Below are 21,133 nucleotides of genomic sequence, written 5' to 3'. Positions count from 1 at the left end.
CTTTGTATCAGTATCTTGTGTTGTGACTTATTAGTTTATTCTGTAAATATTATTATTAGAACTGTATATATGTTGTTGGATATTTGTTAGCACAAGTATCACTAAAAGACAGTTATTAACAGTATTAGAGTAGCATGCTTTTTAAAGGATTAGTCTTACTTTGAGTCTTTAGTTATTTATTTTAGAGTGTACTTAAGATCATTGTATATAACCTTTTTGTTGAAAAATATGTGGTTTGATGGTAACATATATATATGGTTATAAGATATGGTAGTTATAAGTATTATGTCTCTCTTATTCAAAATAAAGGATTCTATATTAAGTACTAGAGATAAGATTATAGCTGTGTTTACGCCAGAAGGTGAGGAGGCTATACAGCATACAGATGATGATGTGAAAAACAGGCACTTGCTTTCTATTGTTTTAGAGTTTATTGTTGTTGTTCTGTTAGTATGTGTTCTTGTTCCTATTTTATTTTGTGCTTATGTGTGGCTTGGTATTTTTGATTGTTTTAGGAATACATGTTGTGTGATACCTGAAGAAGATGATTCTGATCATCCTACTTCTCCTCAGCTATTAAGTGATAATGGTTCCGATTATAGTAGTGGGTTAGATAACTCTTCAGAAGAAATACCAAATAAAGGAGAAATTCCTGATTTTGTGCCTGGGGAAGATCGAGGAAGTGGTGATTCGTTTACAGTACTTTCCCCTTGTAGTGTGGAAGGCTGTCAATCAATATGAAATAGGTGTTTATTTATTAGTTAAATTATTTTGATTTTATTAGATTCTAGTTATTTGTATGTTTGTAGAGAATTGATGGGTATGTGTGGCACACTGGTATAGTCACAAATTCTCTTAATCGTATAGGCTCTGTCTTCATTGATTAAGTGTATATGGTGCGATGATTTTAGTAATCTGAAATTAAGTTAGTGTATATTACAGCAGTGTTATGTAGGTTATGGAATAGTTTTCACAAGTCAACGTAAGTAAGAAGCTTTATATCAGTAGTAGGTATTATAGAATTTTAAATATGTGGCCTTATTTAAAAGCTTTGTTTGTTATTTGATAGGTATTTATTTTATAGTTAAATTAAAATTGTGTTGGTTATAGATGGCTTCTTGTAAGTGTGGCTTACTTATTGTTTATTTGGCATAATATTCCTTATGTAATAAACGTATTATTTGAATTAAACAATTTCAACCTATAAATTTATTATGTTTAATCATGAATACTAGACTAATACTGTATTATGGTAAATAAAAACTCAAGTAATTAAAACCTATACTAAGATATAATAAAAAGATACTATATATACTCTTAAACTACACCTACATAATGATTACTAGAGTAACTCTACATACCACCCACTAGACCTTATAACCAACAACATATGGCTGACGTTCTGGATTTACACCTCCAGATGTACAAAATGATATAGGATTTGGATCATATAATGTATAAGGAGGAGGAGGAACGCTAGGTTCAGGAGGAGCACTAGGCGTAACAAAGGTAACATCATTATCAATATTAGAACAATCTGTAGTACCACCCGTATTAGACATGTCACCTGTCATGGGCACATGCTGCTGATTGCCACCTACTCTTTCTTGATCTTCAGATTGAGAATCCACTTGACGTTTACACCTAATACAGGAAAATAAGTCAATTGCTAGAGCTATTAATAGTGCTAAAAAACAAACCACAAAAACTATAACCATCAAACAACTGGCTATTGCACCAGTGTAATATATATTAGAATAAAGAATTTCCCAGAGACAATCTACAGCTAAGTAACCACACATTAACACACAGTAAGCACATTCCAACCTACCAGTATATTTACCAAGTAAACTGTCACCACAATCAAAAAATACCATACAAATTCACCAAACGTCAGATATATATAACCTGAATCACAACCAAGATTTATACATCAAAAAATTACATACCATAGTAAATACAAAAATACAGAATATTATTAAGCCTCTCTACCTTACCATATGGATATTCACACCACCCATATAACAAGTTATTAGATACATATAAAGAAGACTTATCTAAATATAACTAATATCATTATACTTGACATATTCTACTGTTATTCTTCGATAAATTATTAATAACACACACTATTAAGTAAAAATATATAACCTACTTAATTATACACCAAAAAAATTATATACTCTACTTTTTTGTACACTTTATATATAAATACAATAATTACACAAGATAAGACCTACAATGGTATTCTCATTAATTGACACCACTATATGAAGTAAGAATAATATTTAAAAATACAATTACATATCAGATATATCTTTAACTTAGTAACACAGCTTGTAAGCTTATCATATCATCTCACTATAAATTTAGATATATGGATACTAACCACATTTACCAATACAGTTATATAGCATAAACTACACACTTACAATGTAGCATGACATACGGAAAACTATAAAATTTATATCTACATAATAACAAATATAAGGATCATTTTTACCAAAATCAGATAGAATTACGTCTCAAACTACAATTCAATGCCGAATTACAAACTAATTCATAGGGTGGTGGCTCAATTCCAGAGCCTGTATAAGGAGGAGGTGGACTATAACCATAGAAAGAAAAACTAGCATCCTCAGAACCGCCAAGGTCATAAGAAGCAGAAACAGGAAGAGTAGTACTAGCTTCAGAAACATTGTCTTGATCTTCAGCTTGAGTATTTCGCGTGCATCCACATAGCAACCCAGCTATTTGACAACACAAGTCCATTACTATCACCACTAATAGCACAATTAAAACTAATACACTTACTATAAATGTAAGAACGTCTAATACAATATACCTAGCAATATTATAACACACAGGCCGTCCTTCCACCCACGTCCCAAATGCATCAATTAAATACCTAGAAAATCTCCACCGACCATTATTATTACACCTACCTATCATTTATTACCTAATAAAAATTCTCAACATTAGAAATACATATTTTTATAAAACCAAGACCACTAATTCACATGTATAAAACAAGTACAGAAAATTAAATTTAGTATTATTAATCTTTAAGAAATATAAGCATTATGTTAAAAACTCCAGATAACACACAACGATAGGCATAAAAACCATCCATCCTAAGTATATCGATTATTAACGTTTTACATCACATACTATTAATTATGTAATAAATTGCCCAAGACACACACTACTAAGTAATAGGTTTATAGCTTATTATACACTAAAAATTATATTTGTAACACTTTTTTTATGCTAATATCTAAGTATAATCATACACACAATCAGATTAATATTATTTAATTAACATATACAACATCATACAGCTAAATGACAAAATTAGATTTTAACAGATAACTAAATACCATATACACTGAACACACATCTCACCTCAGAGTACAACTATGAGTTTATCACATCTAATTATGAATTTTATATATAAAATATAAATATTAACCACATATTATATAATCCACACAAACACACCTAAATACAAGTAACCAAACCTGATACTTAATATCTACATGATATTATTCACAATTTATATTAGGATTATCACATTACACCTATACTATAATAAATATAAGATTCACTAAATTTAGAAAGAGTGACGTCTAGTATTATGTGGCGATAATGAATTACAAACTGCTTCGTAAGGGGGTGGTAACATCACATCATACAATGTATAAGAAGGGGGAGGAACACTGTTATCAAAAAAATCACTAACTTCACAAAGAGAATTAGATCCAAAAGAAACACAAGACATAGAAATAGAAGAAGTATATTCGTGATCTTCAATTTGAGAGTATTGTGTATATTTATAACTCAGTAACCGAAATATACTACACAACATATCAACTATCATCACTACTAGTAACAGTATAACAAAACATAAATTTGTTATAACTGATGCAATCCCCAATAATAAATTCGTATAACCATTCTGTCCTTCCACCCACATTCCAAGTAGACCTATTCTGATCAGTCTTTCAGAAAATCCCCCTAAACTGGTACCTTGACAACAAATACTCACCACACAAATTTACTCCTAATAAAAACAGAATTATTCAGGATCAAACATACACATTGCTATGAAAACCTAGATTCCATAAACAAAGATATTAAAATACAGGAATGCTACTTTAATATTATCAAGTACTAATAACACAACTATAAGGTTAAAGTCTCGTATATTAAAAGTTCTATGTTACCTATATATAATAACTACAGTACATAAAAAGATTGACCAAAAATATCACTCAATATTAATAGGTTAAATATTGCTTTATTATTCTCTTCCCTATTAATTATATACACCACTGAATAAAAACCATAATTATATTATACACTAAAATCTATAATGTTATACTAAATTAAGATTCACAATATAGCTAATTAATTGAATGTACAAATGAGTTATACGTTTTTTTAAAATAAAGATATATAAATCAAGCAACTATAAACCATGAATAAATTACCTTATAGCTTTTCACAGTTGTTAACAAACAAGATATTATCTTAGTTTATAAGCACTACTAACAATAAACAAATACCCATTCTTCCTTAGACATGATTATATTAAAAAAAAGAATAAGTATGTTAAAATACTTATATTATTTATAAAGTACTATTACTTATTCAATCCTATAGTCGAATATTCCATCATCTACAGTAATTCTAGTATGTTTTATTAAATAGTTTTATAAAGAAATAAATTATCCAACAATTGTACAGTATAATATATATTGTATACTACAACCTTACAAAAGATGCATATACATCCCATAGAAGTTTATACTACCAAATACAGTATACCATCTTATCTAGTATAAATTATTATCATATGTACTATCACATGAAATAGTCATTTTTATTTCTTTTATTTTTATATTGAGTCTAACTATAGAAGATAGTTAATAACTCCTTTTATATTTTGAACCTCAATTATCCAAAACCCTTAATCTATAGAACTATAACACATCACATTTCAAAAAAAACTTCATCACATTTTTTTATATATTCTTTCCTATAATAAATTCTTATTGTTGTGATGTTATCTTTAAAATTTCAACTGCTATGCTTATTTGGTATAGAAGACCATAATGAGTTATAGTCTCAGATAAAAAGTTTTTTTATCTTTTTATAATTGTATTATTCTATAATAGATAACCTATCTCTAATATATACATCTTTTTGAATAAAATGAAGACTCATACACAATATTATGGATAATAACATTAAACTTTAAAAATAAGTTATAATTCAAAATGTAGTTATTACAATAATTTTAACCTAAAGCTTCAATATTGTAAATAAAGCTATTATTACTCAGTAATATTAACATGATATGCTGTTATGTACATACACATAAGATTAATTCAATTCTTAAACATATAATGCCATATTTATAAACATTAGGTGGTTTACCAAGAAATATAAGAATATTTTACAAATTAGGTAACTTACAATGTAAAAACGTAGATAACAGCATAGCAAAAATCTTATGAATTATCTTGTATGATAAAGTTTAAAAGTATAAATACAAAAAACCAAAACTTATTCGATTACATATAAACCTACAAACATAAAATAGAGCGTTCATTAATTAAATTATACAGATTAAAACAAGAAAAATTCTAAAAATTACAACTTAACAAGCCCTAAATAACTATAAAAAATACCTTAAAATTTTCTTATACTTATCTAATTTGCATAATCAATATTATGTAATTATATTGTTAAGTTTGTTACATTATGAAATCTTGTTGTGTAGTTTAATGATACGTAGATTAATAGTTAATACTATAATTCTGCCTAATTCTTTGATGTTAATGTGAAAATAAAGTGATAATTGTGGTATAAGTTTTATCACAGAATAGTTAACTTATGTGATAGCATGTATATATAATGAGCAGTGTGTTAAAAAGTATTTATGTTTAGCTATTTTATAATAGCTGTTCTTGTTTTGTCATGATTCTAATACTTATGCATTAAGTATTAGGTAATTATAGTATGAGTTTTATGGAAATTGTTGGTTTATTGACTAATGTATAGCATGCTCTTCTTATTTTAAGTTAGTAGTTGTCAGCTTCCAGTTATTGTAGTTTTTGTATCTAAAGTTTTTTAATATCTATATTATTAATAATCCTTAATATCATTTCTATGTTTATTTTTAAAGTATTTGTTTTTTTAATATTTATATCATAAACACTAAGATTTTTTTGTTAGTGTATATTATTTCAATAGAGGTATTGATAGATTGATAAACAAGATATGTTAATTTTACATAGTATAAATAAATTGCTATATAATATGTTATTTTATTTTTTAATATTAATTAATTTGATTTATTACAGTCTTAAGTTATACTTTAAATAAAGTTAATAACTTAATTATATTAGTTTTTTAATTAGGAGTATCTTTATATGTTAGATGCTAGTAAAGATGTATCTATTCAAGAGCAAAATAAAGGTTGGGATTGGAAATATACAAACAGGGTAGGTGAATATACTCCATGTATGTTTGCTTTTTGTGGTGATAGTGGTGGTGGTGGTGATAATCCACTTGTAGTGGTACTTACTGTAATTGTAATAGGAGCTATAGTACTTTTTTTATTAGCACTATTAATAGCTGCTGTATGTGATGTTGTACGTAATTTACATAATAAAATTAAGTTGGCACGACAGAAATCTTTTGATGAACCAATAACAATAAAACAATCTGTAGAGCAATTATCTAATCCACAAGTATTACCGGGTGTTAATGGTAAAACTGTTGAGCAGTCAATAGAATAAGTGTGTAATTTTGAATACTATGTAATATTAATCTTATGAACACAGGTGATAACTGTTATGTTTAGATAGTTTTGCTAATATTTATAGGTCTAAGTGTATTCGGTACCGTGTTGTGTAATATTTCAATAATAATTGTGTAAGTATATTGCTGACTTTACTTCATATTATAATATTATTAATATATTTTGTTATGAGGCAGTTACATAATTGTTTATTAAGTTAATGCTTCTAATCAACACGTGGATGCTTATATAAAGTTTTGAATTAAGAGATTGTTATACTGTAATTATACGGATACATTGTAAAGTAGTTATTACTTTGAATATTATGTATACCTTGTGGTACAGTTATACTTGATGCATTGTAGTTTTAAGTACTGATGTGATTAATGTAGTTTTATTTAACCTGTAAATGTTTTTTATAATGGTTATACATGTGTATTGTTGGTAATAATCCTATTTTAAGTGATGATATTAACTATAATATTGTTGAACAGTTGTATTGTAATTCTTTGACTAATATATGTAGATCGAAGTATATCCAGTACATTTTGATTCAATCTGTATAATGTTTTTGGTAATTATTATGTGAGTGTGTTATTAAATGATAATTCTTATTTTAAATTTTCATATATATTGGAAGAGTTTAAGAATTAAGTTTAATAAATTAATGTCTCAAATTTCTGAATATAAGTTTATATATACATTCATGATATAATCATTTATGTGTAGGATATGGTAGTTCAATATTATCTGGTTTAAAATAATTAATTTGTGCGATGTATTTCAAATTGATACTTTATAGTAATGAACACACATATCAATTAATATATTTAGAGAAATTTGTAGTGTATGTAAATAATGGGTGGGTCAATTAAGAAAGTAAAGTTAGTTGTATTTCTCATCAAAGTGACAAAATGCTATATTTAGAAATAGTAGAGATGTATTTTATTAAATCATTAGGTTATTTAGTAATGTATCTTGCGTTATTATGTAAATACAAACTTAAAAGTATGTGATAGGTCTAATTAGGTTATAAATATGTTTTTTTAGAAATAGTAAATATGGTATGATTATTGTGAAATATGGTCATAAGATAATTACAGTATGTAAATTGCTAAAATATATTACATATTTATATTAATGCAAATCTAATAATCACCACTAATTCGTGTTACAGTTATTGTTTTAGTTAAACTATAATTGATTCTTTTTAAAATTTATTAAGTTTATATTCAGAATATAATATTATTTATGGAAACCTTTTAAAGGTGATAGAATTCTTAACAATTACTTTTTGACATAGTATATGTACTACATAATAAATAATAACCTTGGTAAAATTTCTCACTGTTTATTACTATTTGTATAAAAGAGAGATTACATTGAATTTGAGTTTACTGTGGAATATGTGTGATCCATAACATAGGAAGGTAACTGTAGTTACTAGGTACGTAAAAACCTTAAACATGCTGTGCTAAATACATTGTATTAAATATAAAAGGGTATGTTGTAGTCTCCGTATTTTAGTGTTAGTAATATTAGTAAAGGTATTTGTTCATAGTAGTTTTACAGAAGTATTAAGAAACCTTGTGTTCATTTTGTAATTTATGTCAATTATATTATATAATAAATACAAAACTAATTATTACGTTTTCCAATATACTAATAAACAAGCATTTTTATTAGTATATGTGTTTAGATTGGTCAATTACATTAGATTAAGTAATATTATCAACTAAGGCTGTCTTATACTTGCTATTTGAAATATCTTCTAATACTATAATTTTCTATCCTATATACATTGGATGTTTCCCATACCTATAAGTTTATAGGTATGGACTATATTATTGTAAAAGCAATAGTAATTACAGTATTTATAATACAGCTCACTATTGCATAGTTGTATGATATTTTTTAGTTTGATAGTACTTTAGTCTTCTATACCTAATCTTTATGTAGTATAAAATATCATGTTAGTATGATGATAATCATGCTTTGTCTAATAGTAATGTATGTGTTGTGTAAAATAGTTGACATTATTTGTAAGTGTTTTACTTTATAAATTTTGATATTGTAATCGATTGTAAAAAATTTAAGAGTATCACATTTTTAAATACATATTTATAAGTGTTTATCATGGTCATGAAGTTATCAGAATATATTACGTTAATGTTTTAACCGATATTTCCACAATGTTTAACAATAACTATAAAATATATGAAAGTATAATAGTGAACTAGTAGTATAGTGTAAATTATGTTCTATACAGATAGGAGAGTGTATTCTAAACTGATGTTAATAATGTGACTATATACTAACCAATTGTTATGTACCTTATAATAAAACGTCTTATGATGTTTTTGTAAATTATATATTTATATCAGTTTAAATTATACTTTATGTTTAAAGTAAGGTTGTTAAATTAATTTATTATGTAGTTCAATAATGTTGGATCTTGTTATATTTACATCTTATCAATTTTTATGATTTTATATATTACTTAAATATTATAGTACTAGAAGTTTGTATATTTTTCAAAAAATACTCTTTTGTGTGTTATTTAAGAGATCAGTAATATATTGTTTTTTTTATTTGCATACTTTACAATAACGCTGTGTGTTAGTCTAGTTCAGAAGCTTATGATAAATGAATTATTAGATGCTTTATTAGGTATAATTCAAGCTGTTGTTAATCATTCTGTTAATGGAACAGACTATAGTAACTCTATGAATATAAGTCATAATTCTACGGAGTCTATAAGTGATGTTACAAACACAGAGTATAGTACTGTAACTTCTTTGTTAAACTCTAATACTACAGGTGTTAGTATAGTTAATACGTCTGCTACTACTATGAGTCCTCATAGTCCGTTGTTGAATAGTAGTGTTACAAGTGTTAGTGTTATTCCTTATGAAATTAGTGGACGGCCTTATATGATCTTCTTTATCGGACTTCTTATTATATGTTTTGTTTGTGTGATTAGATTATATATTAATATTGCATTTCGTACTCATCGTAATCTTATCATCCATAATAATGTATCGGATAGTGGATATGGAGATAGTATTAATGATGATAACATAGATGACATTGGTGGTCTTTCTTTTGTTCCATCTGATCGTAATATGAATTTACCAAATGTTACTAGTGAGACTCTTTTTTGTACAAGAAATATAAACTATGGTGAAATAGATTGTGGCAATTCATCTGATGGCGAGTATGGTAGTATAAGATATTCGAGTGAAAGTGAAGAAGAGAATGAGAATGATAATGTAGTAATTAATCAATGTGAAAGTGGCAATACAGAGAATGGTTTGCGGCATGTAGAAGCAAGGACTTGTAATGTAAGTAGTACAGAGCAAGAAAGTTGTGTTCATATACCAGATGATCTACAAAGTGTCTCTAGTGTGAGTTCTGTATGTAATGGTAGTATTATTTATGAAACTAGTTTATAGATCTATCACTGACATATTATTTAATATGTTAATGATAAATTGTGTGCGTTAATTATTAATGTAGTATAGTTAATGTGTTATTTTTGTGCTAAATTGATTTTAAATTAAAACCTAATTTATATAGTTGGATTGACTTAAGATTTGGTAATAATATTACTTAAATTAGTTTAGAGTGCATCAGTTATAATTAGGTGGTTTTACAGTATTTTTGTTGATAATAGTATTACTTGTTTTTTTTACTTTTGTATTTTATGAATTCTTATGACATGAATATATAATTTTAATATGATATTTATGATGTGGGATCTGTTGTGATAGTGTAATAATTGAGAGTTTTTTTATTGTACTAATAATAAAGCATAATGTTGTTATATATTTTATGTTAATTGGTTTATCTGTATTACTTATAATTGATATAGAGTATATGTGCTAGTTTATTATAGGTTCATCATTAACAACTAAAAGCAGTATTACTTAGTACTTTGTAGTTTTTGTTGAGTCATTAATACTGTAGTGAAAAGAATAGTTCTTTTACTAGTTTAGATGTTATTGGTTATGATATATTACGTGGATTTAATGTTGTAAAGGCAAATGATGATCAAACTAATGTTAAGAAAAAAATAATTGGTAAGATTATGATTTTTGTCTCTATGTTATTACATATTTTTGTAGTGTTTATTTATTGCTATTATTACCTTCATGTACGTCATAGGTTATATATCATACATAGAGGTGGTTATGATAGTGTATATGTCATTCATTATGAAGCAGGTATTGATGTAGTGGTATTTCTTTAGCTATGTCTGGTACTATATTATATGTATTAGTTGTTGATCATGATAATACTTGCTTTATGCAAAATATAGATTATGGTGAATAGATTGTAAAGGTTCATCTGATGGTGAATATAGTAATATAAGATATTTAAGTGAAAGTGAAGATGAATCAGCTATTGATTGATCCATAAATGAAATAGTAAATCAAGATATATAGAGTGAGTTGGGTTATTTGTAGGTAATAAAGTAAATTTATCATTGAAATAGTGTTGTGTTATTTATGGTCATCATCAATTTTGTATATGCTTATTAGTTTTTGTAATATGGTAGTTATATTATCTTTAGAATTTCTAGATGATCATAAATTATGGTCTAATGTATGTGTAAGATTGACGAGAAGATTGCATAAAATACTAATTTAATATAGTGGTGTTTATTATGTTTATGGCTTTTAGGTATCACAGTAGTTGTTGAATTATCATGCTATGAATTTTTTTTGTATATAGTGTAGAGATATTTAACATAATATTTATGAATTAATTGTAGTATAGTATCTTATTATTATTTTTTTTAGTCTGTAATTTCTTAAAGTATGGGCTGGGGTATTTCTAGTCTAGTTTGTTAATTGACTTATTTATACTCTTTAAAATATAATAAGGATATACGTGTGAATTTAATATTGGTTGTGTGTGAGAAGATTACTAAGAGTATTATTCAATATTTTGCAAGGTGCTTTTTATTATGCTGTTAGTGTGACATCAAATAACTTGACAAGTCAACAGAATGCTACTGTTGAATATACGGGTAGTGGATATAATGTATCATCAACTGTATCTACTAGCTTATCACCTGTATACAATATTACTAGAGTGAGTAGTACTTCTAGTTCTTCATTGAGTACACTTTCTCCAACTACTATCATAACAAACTCTTCAGTAGGAGATCCTACAGATGGAGAAGATCCATTAATTGTTTATATTACTTATTCTGTATTCTTTGGTGTACCTATTCTTGTGGTGTTTATGATTTGTCTTGCTGCGTGTACCTCTGTGAGTAATACTAATCAGCCTCCTCGTCCTCGTCCTGTCCGTCATTTTCTAGCACCTGTTTTGTTTTTTGATGATGATAATGACAGTGGATGTGGAAGTAGTATTAGTCAAAGTATAGTTTCGAGTGATACCTCTAATAATGGGTCAGTTGCTGAAGAAAATGATGATGCGTTAAGTAATGTATCTGGTGCTGCAGGAGAAAATGATCTTGAACAACAAGGTGAAGAAGGAAACGCTGTTATTGCTGGAGGAGTCTCTCAAGATAATATACTCAATATATCACAGGAAAGTTGTTATGATAATATACCAGTAGAAGGAGCGTGTGGTGTAGTTGAAAATATGTGCTTAAAAGTATCAGGTGAGGATATGTCAGAACTTCAAGATATTTCTGTGGTTTCACTTAATGGTCGTAACATAACTGAGACTATTGTATAAATCTGAGCTTAAGTAGTATTATGTGCTAATAATAAGTTATCTATAGTATAATGATTTAGGTAATTTTATCATAGTTGTTGTTTATACAGTTGTAAGTAGTTATTAATGCACTTTGTATATAATCTTTCTGGTGGTTGTAATTATATTAAATTTTTAAATAAGTATTATTTGTATTACTTACCTGTATTATGTGAAGAAGCAGTAATAGTGTTAATAGTGCAATAATTCTGAATATGGTGAGCAGTAATTGCTCTGATGTTTGTATCTTAGTGTTGGTCACATTGTAGTGAGTGTATTGTCAATTTTTTAACTGTATGTGTGGTATGACTAATAGTATTGTTAATTACTTAATACTGTGTTTTCTAAATATATTTTATTTTATGATGCACTAATAATATTTCTAATGTGGTTTGTTAAGAGTTAGTATCTGTTAACCTATTTATGCTACTTTAAGTACATATAAAATACCCGTTCATATATAAGTTATGGTTACAAAATTCTTGCGAGTAATACTTAGTACCTTTCAAGCTGTTTTTATGGGTGCTATTACTCATGTGAATGGCAATAGATCTGTAAACAACTCTACAAATATAGAATCTAGTGTGTTAAATACTACCAGTCAGCCATTAAATAGTAGTATTACATATACAAATTGTACTTTTTCTGAATCTGTATCTCATAATAATACTGTTCTTCAGTCAGATGTTACCTATGCTGTTGTTTGTGCAGTTTATGTGTTATTAATACTTATTTTTATAGTATTTGTTGTATGTAGCGTTAATTATTCTAATGAATTGTATTATCAGGTATTTTATAATCATCATAATGATAGCTATCTTACAGATAGTGGATATGGAGAAAGTGTTGATATGAGTATAACTTCTACCAGTAGTAATAATACTACATCTAATCGTTCAGTAAATTCTGTATGGTCTGGTGCACCTGATGGTGTTGTAGAAAGTAGTGATACGGATAGTAGCCCAGGTAGTGTGGAAGGTATGATTATAGGTGGTAATGTGGATAATGAAGAAGATAGTACTGAGTCAATTGAAGTTGAAAATATCTATGAAGATGTGTCTTTACGATGGAGATAGTACTGAAGCTAATTTGTATTAGATCGTATTTTATGTATTAGTAATTGTAAAGTGATTTCATGGTACATCTGTGTAATTACTGTTATAGTGCCGATTAAAAAAATAATTAGTAAATAAATCATGAGTAATTGTGATTACTTTATGTTTGTTAATTGATTTATGTGTTATGCTGTTTATTCATAGTGGAAGTATTACTCTTTTTATTGTGTTTGAGTATTTGAGATTAAGTATCTGTTTATATATGGAGTTTATCAGATAGTAATGAATAATGTTGTTTGCTGTTTCAGATGAATAGTACTGTAACATGCAGGTCATATCATAATTATAAATATGGTAGAAATGACATTACTTATTCACTTATTTCATGTAGTTATTATTAGTGTAATTATGTGGGTTATCAATATAAATGGTTAAATATATATATTGATTTTCTATCTTGTGTAATACTGATGCTTTAAATTATTATGAGATGATTTTTCTGTTATAATACTACTTTGATTTATTAAATCCTATGTTATTTTCTAATGTAACGTGTCAAAACATAATAATGTATTGACTTTTTCTGGTATATGATCTATACACTGCATGTGTATGTTATCTAAGAGTGTGTTATGAATCAGCAAATGGTAGTGGCAGGTGTAATTGGTATATTAGGTCTTTTTATTAGGCATGTTGGTATTCCTGAGCAAAATGTATCTAGCAATGGTGGCCCTTCTCGGAGTACTTTTATAGGAGCTACGATGTGTATTGCAGCTGTAGCATATGTCTGTTCTAGTATGATGTTGAGACATATGCATAGACCTGCTGATGGAGTCACTAATGAAGAAAATGTTGATGATGGTGTAAGTCAAGGGGGTGTTAATCCAGAAGCAAGTAATATGAATGAAAGCAACGTGGGTGCAGAAAATTCGGATATACATGGCAATGATACTTCTAATGTTCCATCTGATAATATGAGTGCTGGTACACCATCAAGTGATTTGGATAGTAATAGTACTGCATCTGATGGTGAGTTAGAAGAGTGGGATTTACTTGTTGAGGTAGAAGTTAATATATGTGGAGCACGTGGTGTTAATCATGAGTGATTTATGGTAAGTTATTTTAATTAAGTAGTTTTATTATATAATGGAATTGTAAATAACAATTGTAATACCTGCTAGAATTTTTTTCTATTGAAAAACGGAAAATAGAAATGGTAAAAATATATAATTTTAAACTGCTTGTTAGTTCATAGTTATCATATAACTTATATTATTGATTAAGATATGAAAAACTATAGTGGTTATCAATCATGTGGTGTAGATATATTATTAATACTCATTTATTTGGGTAGATAAATTCTCTAATTTATGTATTAGATTGTTAGCATGTATTGAATCATTATAAATCATTTTGGTTATGTAATATGTTGTTTTATACGTTAGAGATTTAATATGTGATTTTTTTGTATGCTGTTTTAATGTATATTTTATGTTATTACAGGATTTGTTACCCCATTAATAATTTATTACCAGGTTGTTCTTAGAAATTTAAATGAAATTACTGATATAATGGTTATTCCTGATAAGGGAGAGAAATATATGGTAATATTAAATAGTACTCACTTTGATTAAGTGGGTATAGGGTTGGTATTTATGGTAATAAGATAAATATTAAATGCTGCCTTTCTTTTGTATTGATTTATTCTTAATAATTTGAGTGTTATGCATTTGCATTAAAGGTTGTATATCAATAATAATTAAGAAAGTTGGTATTTAATATTTTTTTATTGTACGTATAGATACTGACCTACTAGGTCATGAACTTATGACTGTTGTGCTTATATTTTGCTGATTATGATTATTATCCTAATTTGTATAGATGACGAATAATGAATGGTGGTATTGATATATTTTATTTCTCTATTCTATGGTTGATGGAAAGTATTATAGTAAATTGTCTCGTTGCAAATATAAAAGTAGACAAGAAAGAACTTGTTAGATGGTTAAGTAGTATATCAAAATTGGAAAAATTCAGGATGGATAGGAATAAAATGATCTGTTATAAGATTAAATAGTGAAACTAATGTAAAATCCTAATACATAGATAATCTGATAAAAAAGTATATGCTCAATCTATATAGACAGTTAGGTAACTGGTGTGGTTATACATTTGGAAATAAGTGATGATGAAGATCAGATATATAAATTACGAAATCTAGAGTAAAATTGTAAAGTAATGAAAATAGTGTTGATATTTTAATGGGTGAGTTAATAGTGTATTATAAGTGCTTGTATATTAATTTATTATATGTATAGTTATGTGTCTCTTTACTTGAGAAATTATAAATTTAAGTGAACTAATACAAAAGTTTAGTATTTTCATTTGTACTATTTAATTGTGCTGGTAGATTTTTTTATAATGCAAATGGTAATGGGCAGTACGTATACTGTAGCATGATGTATTGTTATGTATTTGAAGTAAGTGTATTAGTAGTATTATATCTTATGATAATTAAGGATATTGTTCTGTTTTATTGGTGTAACAAGATTTTTTGAGATGTAGGAGAGATTTTAAAAACTTGCAAAGATACAATATTACTTTAATATCTCGTTAAATTTTACAGTGCTTTAGTAATTATGTTTGATTTGTGAACAATCAATATTTGAAGTATAATCCTGTGTTTACAGTTCTATATTTAATATTGAATAAATTTAAAAACTTAAAGTACAATATTGGTTTGGTATTTTCTTGGGTGCTAAAATGTTTTAGTATTACATTTGATTTTTCAGTAAGTTGGAAAAATGGTATCTATAATATCATATCTGTATAGATTAAAAGTCTTTTGGTATTTAACCATATCTAAAATCTTTGCTTAGCAATATAATCAGTAAATATATAAGTTATTCATCTAGTGATTTCTGGTACATATATGTGATTACCAGTATTACTTACTATCCTGTAAAAACTCTTTTGTAATATTATTTAAGTGTTGATTATATCTATAAGTTTTGCGTGTTGAATCCTTATATATTCTATAAAATGTGTTTTGTTATGTATATGATTTTCATTTGATATTTAACCATATCTAAAATCTTTGCTTAGCAATATAATAAGTGAATATATAGTTATTCATCTAGTGATTTCTGGTACATATATGTGATTACCAGTATTACTTACTATCCCGTAGAAACTCTTTTGTAATATTATTTAAGTGTTGATTATATCTATAAGTTTTGCGTGTTGAATCCTTGTATATTCTATAAAATGTGCTGTGTTATGTATATGATTTTCATTTGATATTTAACCATATCTAAAATCTTTGCTTAGCAATATAATCAGTAAATATATAAGTTATTCATCTAGTGATTTCTGGTACATATATGTGATGACCAGTATTACTTACTATCTTGTAAAAACTCTTTTGTAATATTATTTAAGTGTTGATTATATCTATAAGTTTTGCGTGTTGAATCCTTGTATATTCTATAAAATGTGCTGTGTTATGTATATGATTTTCATTTGATATTTAACCATATCTAAAGTCTTTGCTTAGCAATATAATCAGTAAATATATAAGTTATTCATCTAGTGATTTCTGGTACATACATGTGATTACCAGTATTACTTACTATCCTGTAGAAACTCTTTTGTAATATTATTATAAGTGTTGATTATGTCTATAAGTTTTGCATGTTAAATCCTGGTGTATTCTATAAGATGTGCTTTGTTATATATTTTTCATTAAGTAAGTTATTATAGCAGTGATGTTATTTTTTTTAGATGATGTATTATGAGTTTTGTAATACGTGATGAGATATTATTAACTAACATTGAAATGCTGTTGTTTTGTATCTTTAAAATTAATGGATTGTGTATTAAATAATCTAATACCATTTTTGGAAAAGTTACATTATTGTGTATTTTAAAATTTACAATATTTTTTACTTGTTCAATTTCGTAAATGCCAATGGGTATACATAACTGTTTTATATATATGATATCTAATAAATTCTCCACTTCATCTGGTAATTTGCCAAATTTTTTAATAAGTGCTATATGAAAACTATCTATCTCTTCTTTTGTTCTTAGATTACCTATTCTTTTATACATGTTCATTCTTAATCCTATGTCACTAATGTAATGTTCTGGAATTCTAATATTTATATTAATATTGATATTTATATGGTGAAGATTTTTATAACATTGATTATTAGTATTTAACTCTTCTTCTAACATTTGTTGATATAACTCAATACCTATGTCTTTTATATTTCCTGATTGTTCTTCTCCAATTAAATTACCAAATCCTCTGATATCCATATCATGAAGTGATAACGCAAATCCTGAGTTTATGGAATCTATTGATCGTATGATCTCTAGTCTTCGCTCTGATATATTGTTTATGTTATCCGATAGTATAAAATATGCATAACCTTTAATATTACTACGTCCTACTCTACCTTTTAATTGATAGAGCTGTGCAAGTCCAAACATGTCAGCATTGTGTATTATAATTGTGTTAGCATGTGGAATATCTAAGCCGCATTCTATGATTGATGTTGTAAGTAATACTGTAAATTTACCATCAAGGAAATCATTCATAACATTTTCAAGTTCGTGGGAAGGCAATTGACCATGGGCAATTCCTATTTTGATATCTGGTAATAATCTAATTAAATTGTCATTAATATTTTTTATGTTGTTAATTTGTGGACATACATAAAATGTTCTTCCACCTCTTTCGTATTCATGAATTATAGCATTTTTGATCGTGTTGTCGGTGTAATGAATTGTATATGTTATAACTGGTAATCTGTTTTTTGGTGGTGTTTTTATTAAACTGAAATTCTTTATACCACATAGGGACATGTGTAATGTTCTTGGTATTGGTGTTGCAGATAGTGACAGTACATGGACATTTGCTTTAATTTTCTTTAGCAACTCTTTTTGTTTAACTCCAAATTGTTGTTCTTCATCTATAATGACTAGGCTTAAGTTAAAGAAATTTACGTCTTGTGATAATATAGCATGTGTTCCTATAATAATATGTGTGTGTCCATATGATATGTTTTCTTTTATTTTTTTTATTTCATGTTTATTCACAATTTTAGATAATTGTTGAATTTTTATATTTGGGAAGTTTTTAAATCTTTCAGTAAATACAGCAAAATGTTGTTTACATAATAAGGTAGTTGGTACTATTACTGCAACCTGATAATTTTTTATAGCTACTAAAAATGCTGCTCTTAATGCTACTTCTGTTTTTCCAAATCCTGCATCTCCACATATAAGTCGATTCATTATTTTTCCACCGGACAGGTCATTCTCTATATCTTGAATAGCTTGTAGCTGATCTGTTGTTTCAGTATAAGCAAATTCATCACAGAAATTTTTATAAGTATTGTTAGGTAGAAAAGGTGTGCCCTGCATTAATTGTCTTGCTGCTTCTATTCTAATTAGTTCTTTTGCAATTTTTTGTATATGGTTTTTTAATTTAGTTTGGCGTTGCTGCCATGATGTGCTTCCTAGCCTATCTAGTGTAATATTACTATCTTGATTACTATACCTAGTTATCAAATTAATGTTTTCTACAGGTAAAAATAGCTTATCGTTGTTGTAGTATTCTATTTTTAAGAAATCGTGATAGTTATCTAATACTTTAATAGTTTCAAGTTTTGCTATTTTGCCGATGCCATAGTCTTTGTGTATTACGATGTCACCTATATTTAAATCGATAGTATAATTGATAATGTCTGATATACTTGTTGTAGACGTTGTGCTCAGTAAATCATTTTCTGTTACTATTATTGTGGATTCGGTAGAGAAACTGTTATTTATTTGTAATATAGCTATGTTATACGTGTTATTGATCTCATTATAGTTATTTATTTTATTTAGTTTTATCTGACATATTGCAAGTTTGCTTTGTATATATTCTAAGGTTTCTACAGAGTGACATGCTATTAATAGCTTATATGCGTGATGCTGACTTTTAATGTATTGTGCAAAGATTTCAAATACATCGGTTTGTTCTTGTACTGCTAATGCTTTAAAATTAGGTATTTTCTTGATTTTTGTAACGTTGCATTGTGGGTTTTGTATGTCAATGTTAACATAATTTAGTTCATCTACTGTTAAGAAAATAATTTTTTTTAATTGTTTAGTAATAGAGTAAAAGTTTTCAAGAGTTATATATAATTGATCTGGAGCTATTTGATAATACAGTGAATTTTTATAATTTGATCTTAGGTTGTTATTATATTGTGATATTTGATCAATTATTTTGTTACTAAATATTAACTGTATATCTTGAATATAATTGAAAATATCTTCTAATTCTTCTTCATAAAATAAAGGTAAGAAATTTTCTTCTCCTATATATTTTTTTTTGGAGACTATTGTGTTTAACAAGTGTTTGTCCTGATTAGCCTTTGTTTTATAAATTTTAAGGAACTGTTCTATATTTTGTTGTTGCTTTATTACTTCAGAAGTTGGGTAAATGAATATTTCATTTATAGAAGAATCTGTATGTATTAATTGTGTTTTGCAATCAAATGTTTTAATTGATTCTACGTGATCATTATTTAAGTAAATTCTTATAGGATTTTGATATGTTATGGGAAATATGTCTATAGTGGTGTTATTGACACAGAATTCACCAATATCTTGTACTGTTGAGTATTGAGTATATCCATGAGTTATAAGATAGTTTTTAATGTAGTGTATAGGAAGATTTTCTTGTACTGTAATTTTAAATACTATTTGTGATATTATGTTCCTGGGCAGTACTTTCTGGATGACTGCATTAGTTGTTGTTATGATGATATATGGAGTAGTAGTATTATTATGTGTATGAGTTAAAGAGTATAAGCTTTTTATTCGTTCTGCCATTATTAGATTGTTAGGTGAATTTTTTTTATATGGTATTAAGTTCCATGCGGGGACTACAATTACTTTAAGGTTTGGAATGTAGAATTGAAAAATAGATGATAATTGATATAAAGAATCTTCTTGATTTGTTATATATATTGCAGAGTTAATCAGTCCTTTGTTGTACATTTCTGCTATAGCAAATGCTTCAAGTGTATGTGGTATATTAGAGATATAATTAACGGTGTTCATATGGTAAATTAGTTAAGATAATTGAGTTGATTGTAAGCGAAAAATATAATTAATAAAATTTATGTTTTTTCAATATGTTGATATTGATTAGTGTTAAATAATGTATAGGATAAGGTTCATCATTTTGATATTATTAATAATGTGCCTATAATGTGAATGGTGCTAATCATATAATAGTTATAGTTATGGAATAATAAATATGATTATTATTACAAGATCTAATTTAATATATATCCTATAATCATGTTGTGTTTTAAGTTGTATATAATTTATAAAGATATATAGCTATAGATATTCTGTTTATATGGGGATGGTTATTATTGAAAAGCTTATAATGGTATAGATTCTGTTTATAATATATGTTTTTTTATCTTTATAATGTTATTATTAATAGAGAAAACTCTAGTTA

Annotated in this window: 12 protein-coding genes; 8 read left to right on the top strand and 4 right to left on the bottom strand. The window is 26.7% G+C overall.

Annotated features, from left to right (window positions below; all coding sequences use genetic code 11):
- Nucleotides 1-285 precede the first annotated feature (285 nt).
- Nucleotides 286-741 (top strand): hypothetical protein, encoded by a 456-nt coding sequence (locus ERUM_RS03985; protein ID WP_231837208.1) that lies wholly within the window; start codon nt 286-288, stop codon nt 739-741.
- A 626-nt stretch (nt 742-1,367) separates the two neighbouring features.
- On the opposite strand, the gene ERUM_RS03980 is transcribed toward ERUM_RS03985, so the two are convergent.
- The 3 genes from ERUM_RS03980 to ERUM_RS03970 form a co-directional block, all read right to left on the bottom strand.
- Nucleotides 1,368-1,877 carry a hypothetical protein gene (locus ERUM_RS03980; RefSeq protein WP_011155415.1) on the bottom strand — a complete coding sequence of 170 codons (510 nt, stop codon included), beginning with the start codon at nt 1,875-1,877 and terminating at the stop codon, nt 1,368-1,370.
- A gap of 631 nt (nt 1,878-2,508) precedes the next feature.
- Entirely contained in the window at nt 2,509-2,952 is a 444-nt protein-coding gene (locus tag ERUM_RS03975; RefSeq protein ID WP_011155414.1) for a hypothetical protein, read from the bottom strand.
- A gap of 661 nt (nt 2,953-3,613) precedes the next feature.
- Nucleotides 3,614-4,051, bottom strand: coding sequence for a hypothetical protein (locus tag ERUM_RS03970; protein WP_011155413.1), 438 nt, complete (start codon nt 4,049-4,051; stop codon nt 3,614-3,616).
- 2,389 nt (nt 4,052-6,440) lie between these two features.
- Between ERUM_RS03970 and ERUM_RS03965 the strand changes: the two genes are divergently transcribed.
- From ERUM_RS03965 to ERUM_RS03940, 7 genes are all read left to right on the top strand, one after another.
- The gene (locus ERUM_RS03965; RefSeq protein WP_011155412.1) at nt 6,441-6,809 is read left to right on the top strand and encodes a hypothetical protein; all 369 of its coding nucleotides are present in this window, start codon (nt 6,441-6,443) and stop codon (nt 6,807-6,809) included.
- 2,641 nt (nt 6,810-9,450) lie between these two features.
- Nucleotides 9,451-10,266: a hypothetical protein gene (locus ERUM_RS03960; RefSeq protein ID WP_231837207.1), complete on the top strand. Its 816-nt coding sequence runs from the start codon at nt 9,451-9,453 to the stop codon at nt 10,264-10,266.
- Nucleotides 10,267-10,901: 635 nt separating this feature from the next.
- Nucleotides 10,902-11,063, top strand: a complete 162-nt coding sequence (locus ERUM_RS05120; RefSeq protein ID WP_157858267.1) for a hypothetical protein — start codon at nt 10,902-10,904, stop codon at nt 11,061-11,063.
- Nucleotides 11,064-11,731: 668 nt separating this feature from the next.
- Complete coding sequence (locus tag ERUM_RS03955) at nt 11,732-12,526, top strand: hypothetical protein (RefSeq protein ID WP_231837206.1); 795 nt, start codon at nt 11,732-11,734, stop codon at nt 12,524-12,526.
- 485 nt (nt 12,527-13,011) lie between these two features.
- The gene (locus ERUM_RS03950; RefSeq protein WP_011155409.1) at nt 13,012-13,620 is read left to right on the top strand and encodes a hypothetical protein; all 609 of its coding nucleotides are present in this window, start codon (nt 13,012-13,014) and stop codon (nt 13,618-13,620) included.
- Nucleotides 13,621-14,231: 611 nt separating this feature from the next.
- Nucleotides 14,232-14,705 (top strand): hypothetical protein, encoded by a 474-nt coding sequence (locus ERUM_RS03945; protein ID WP_011155408.1) that lies wholly within the window; start codon nt 14,232-14,234, stop codon nt 14,703-14,705.
- 785 nt (nt 14,706-15,490) lie between these two features.
- The gene (locus ERUM_RS03940) at nt 15,491-15,676 is read left to right on the top strand and encodes a hypothetical protein (protein ID WP_011256163.1); all 186 of its coding nucleotides are present in this window, start codon (nt 15,491-15,493) and stop codon (nt 15,674-15,676) included.
- A 1,679-nt stretch (nt 15,677-17,355) separates the two neighbouring features.
- Here the strand turns inward: ERUM_RS03940 and mfd are convergent.
- A complete protein-coding gene (mfd, locus tag ERUM_RS03935) occupies nt 17,356-20,724 on the bottom strand; it encodes a transcription-repair coupling factor (protein ID WP_011155407.1) in 3,369 nt (1,122 codons plus the stop codon).
- Nucleotides 20,725-21,133: the final 409 nt, after the last annotated feature.

Origin of the sequence: Ehrlichia ruminantium str. Welgevonden, from assembly GCF_000026005.1 — a bacterium.
In the GTDB taxonomy this organism is placed as follows: Bacteria; Pseudomonadota; Alphaproteobacteria; order Rickettsiales; family Anaplasmataceae; genus Ehrlichia; species Ehrlichia ruminantium.
Note: the sequence above shows the minus strand (reverse complement) of the source record. Positions and strands in the feature narration are given on the sequence as shown.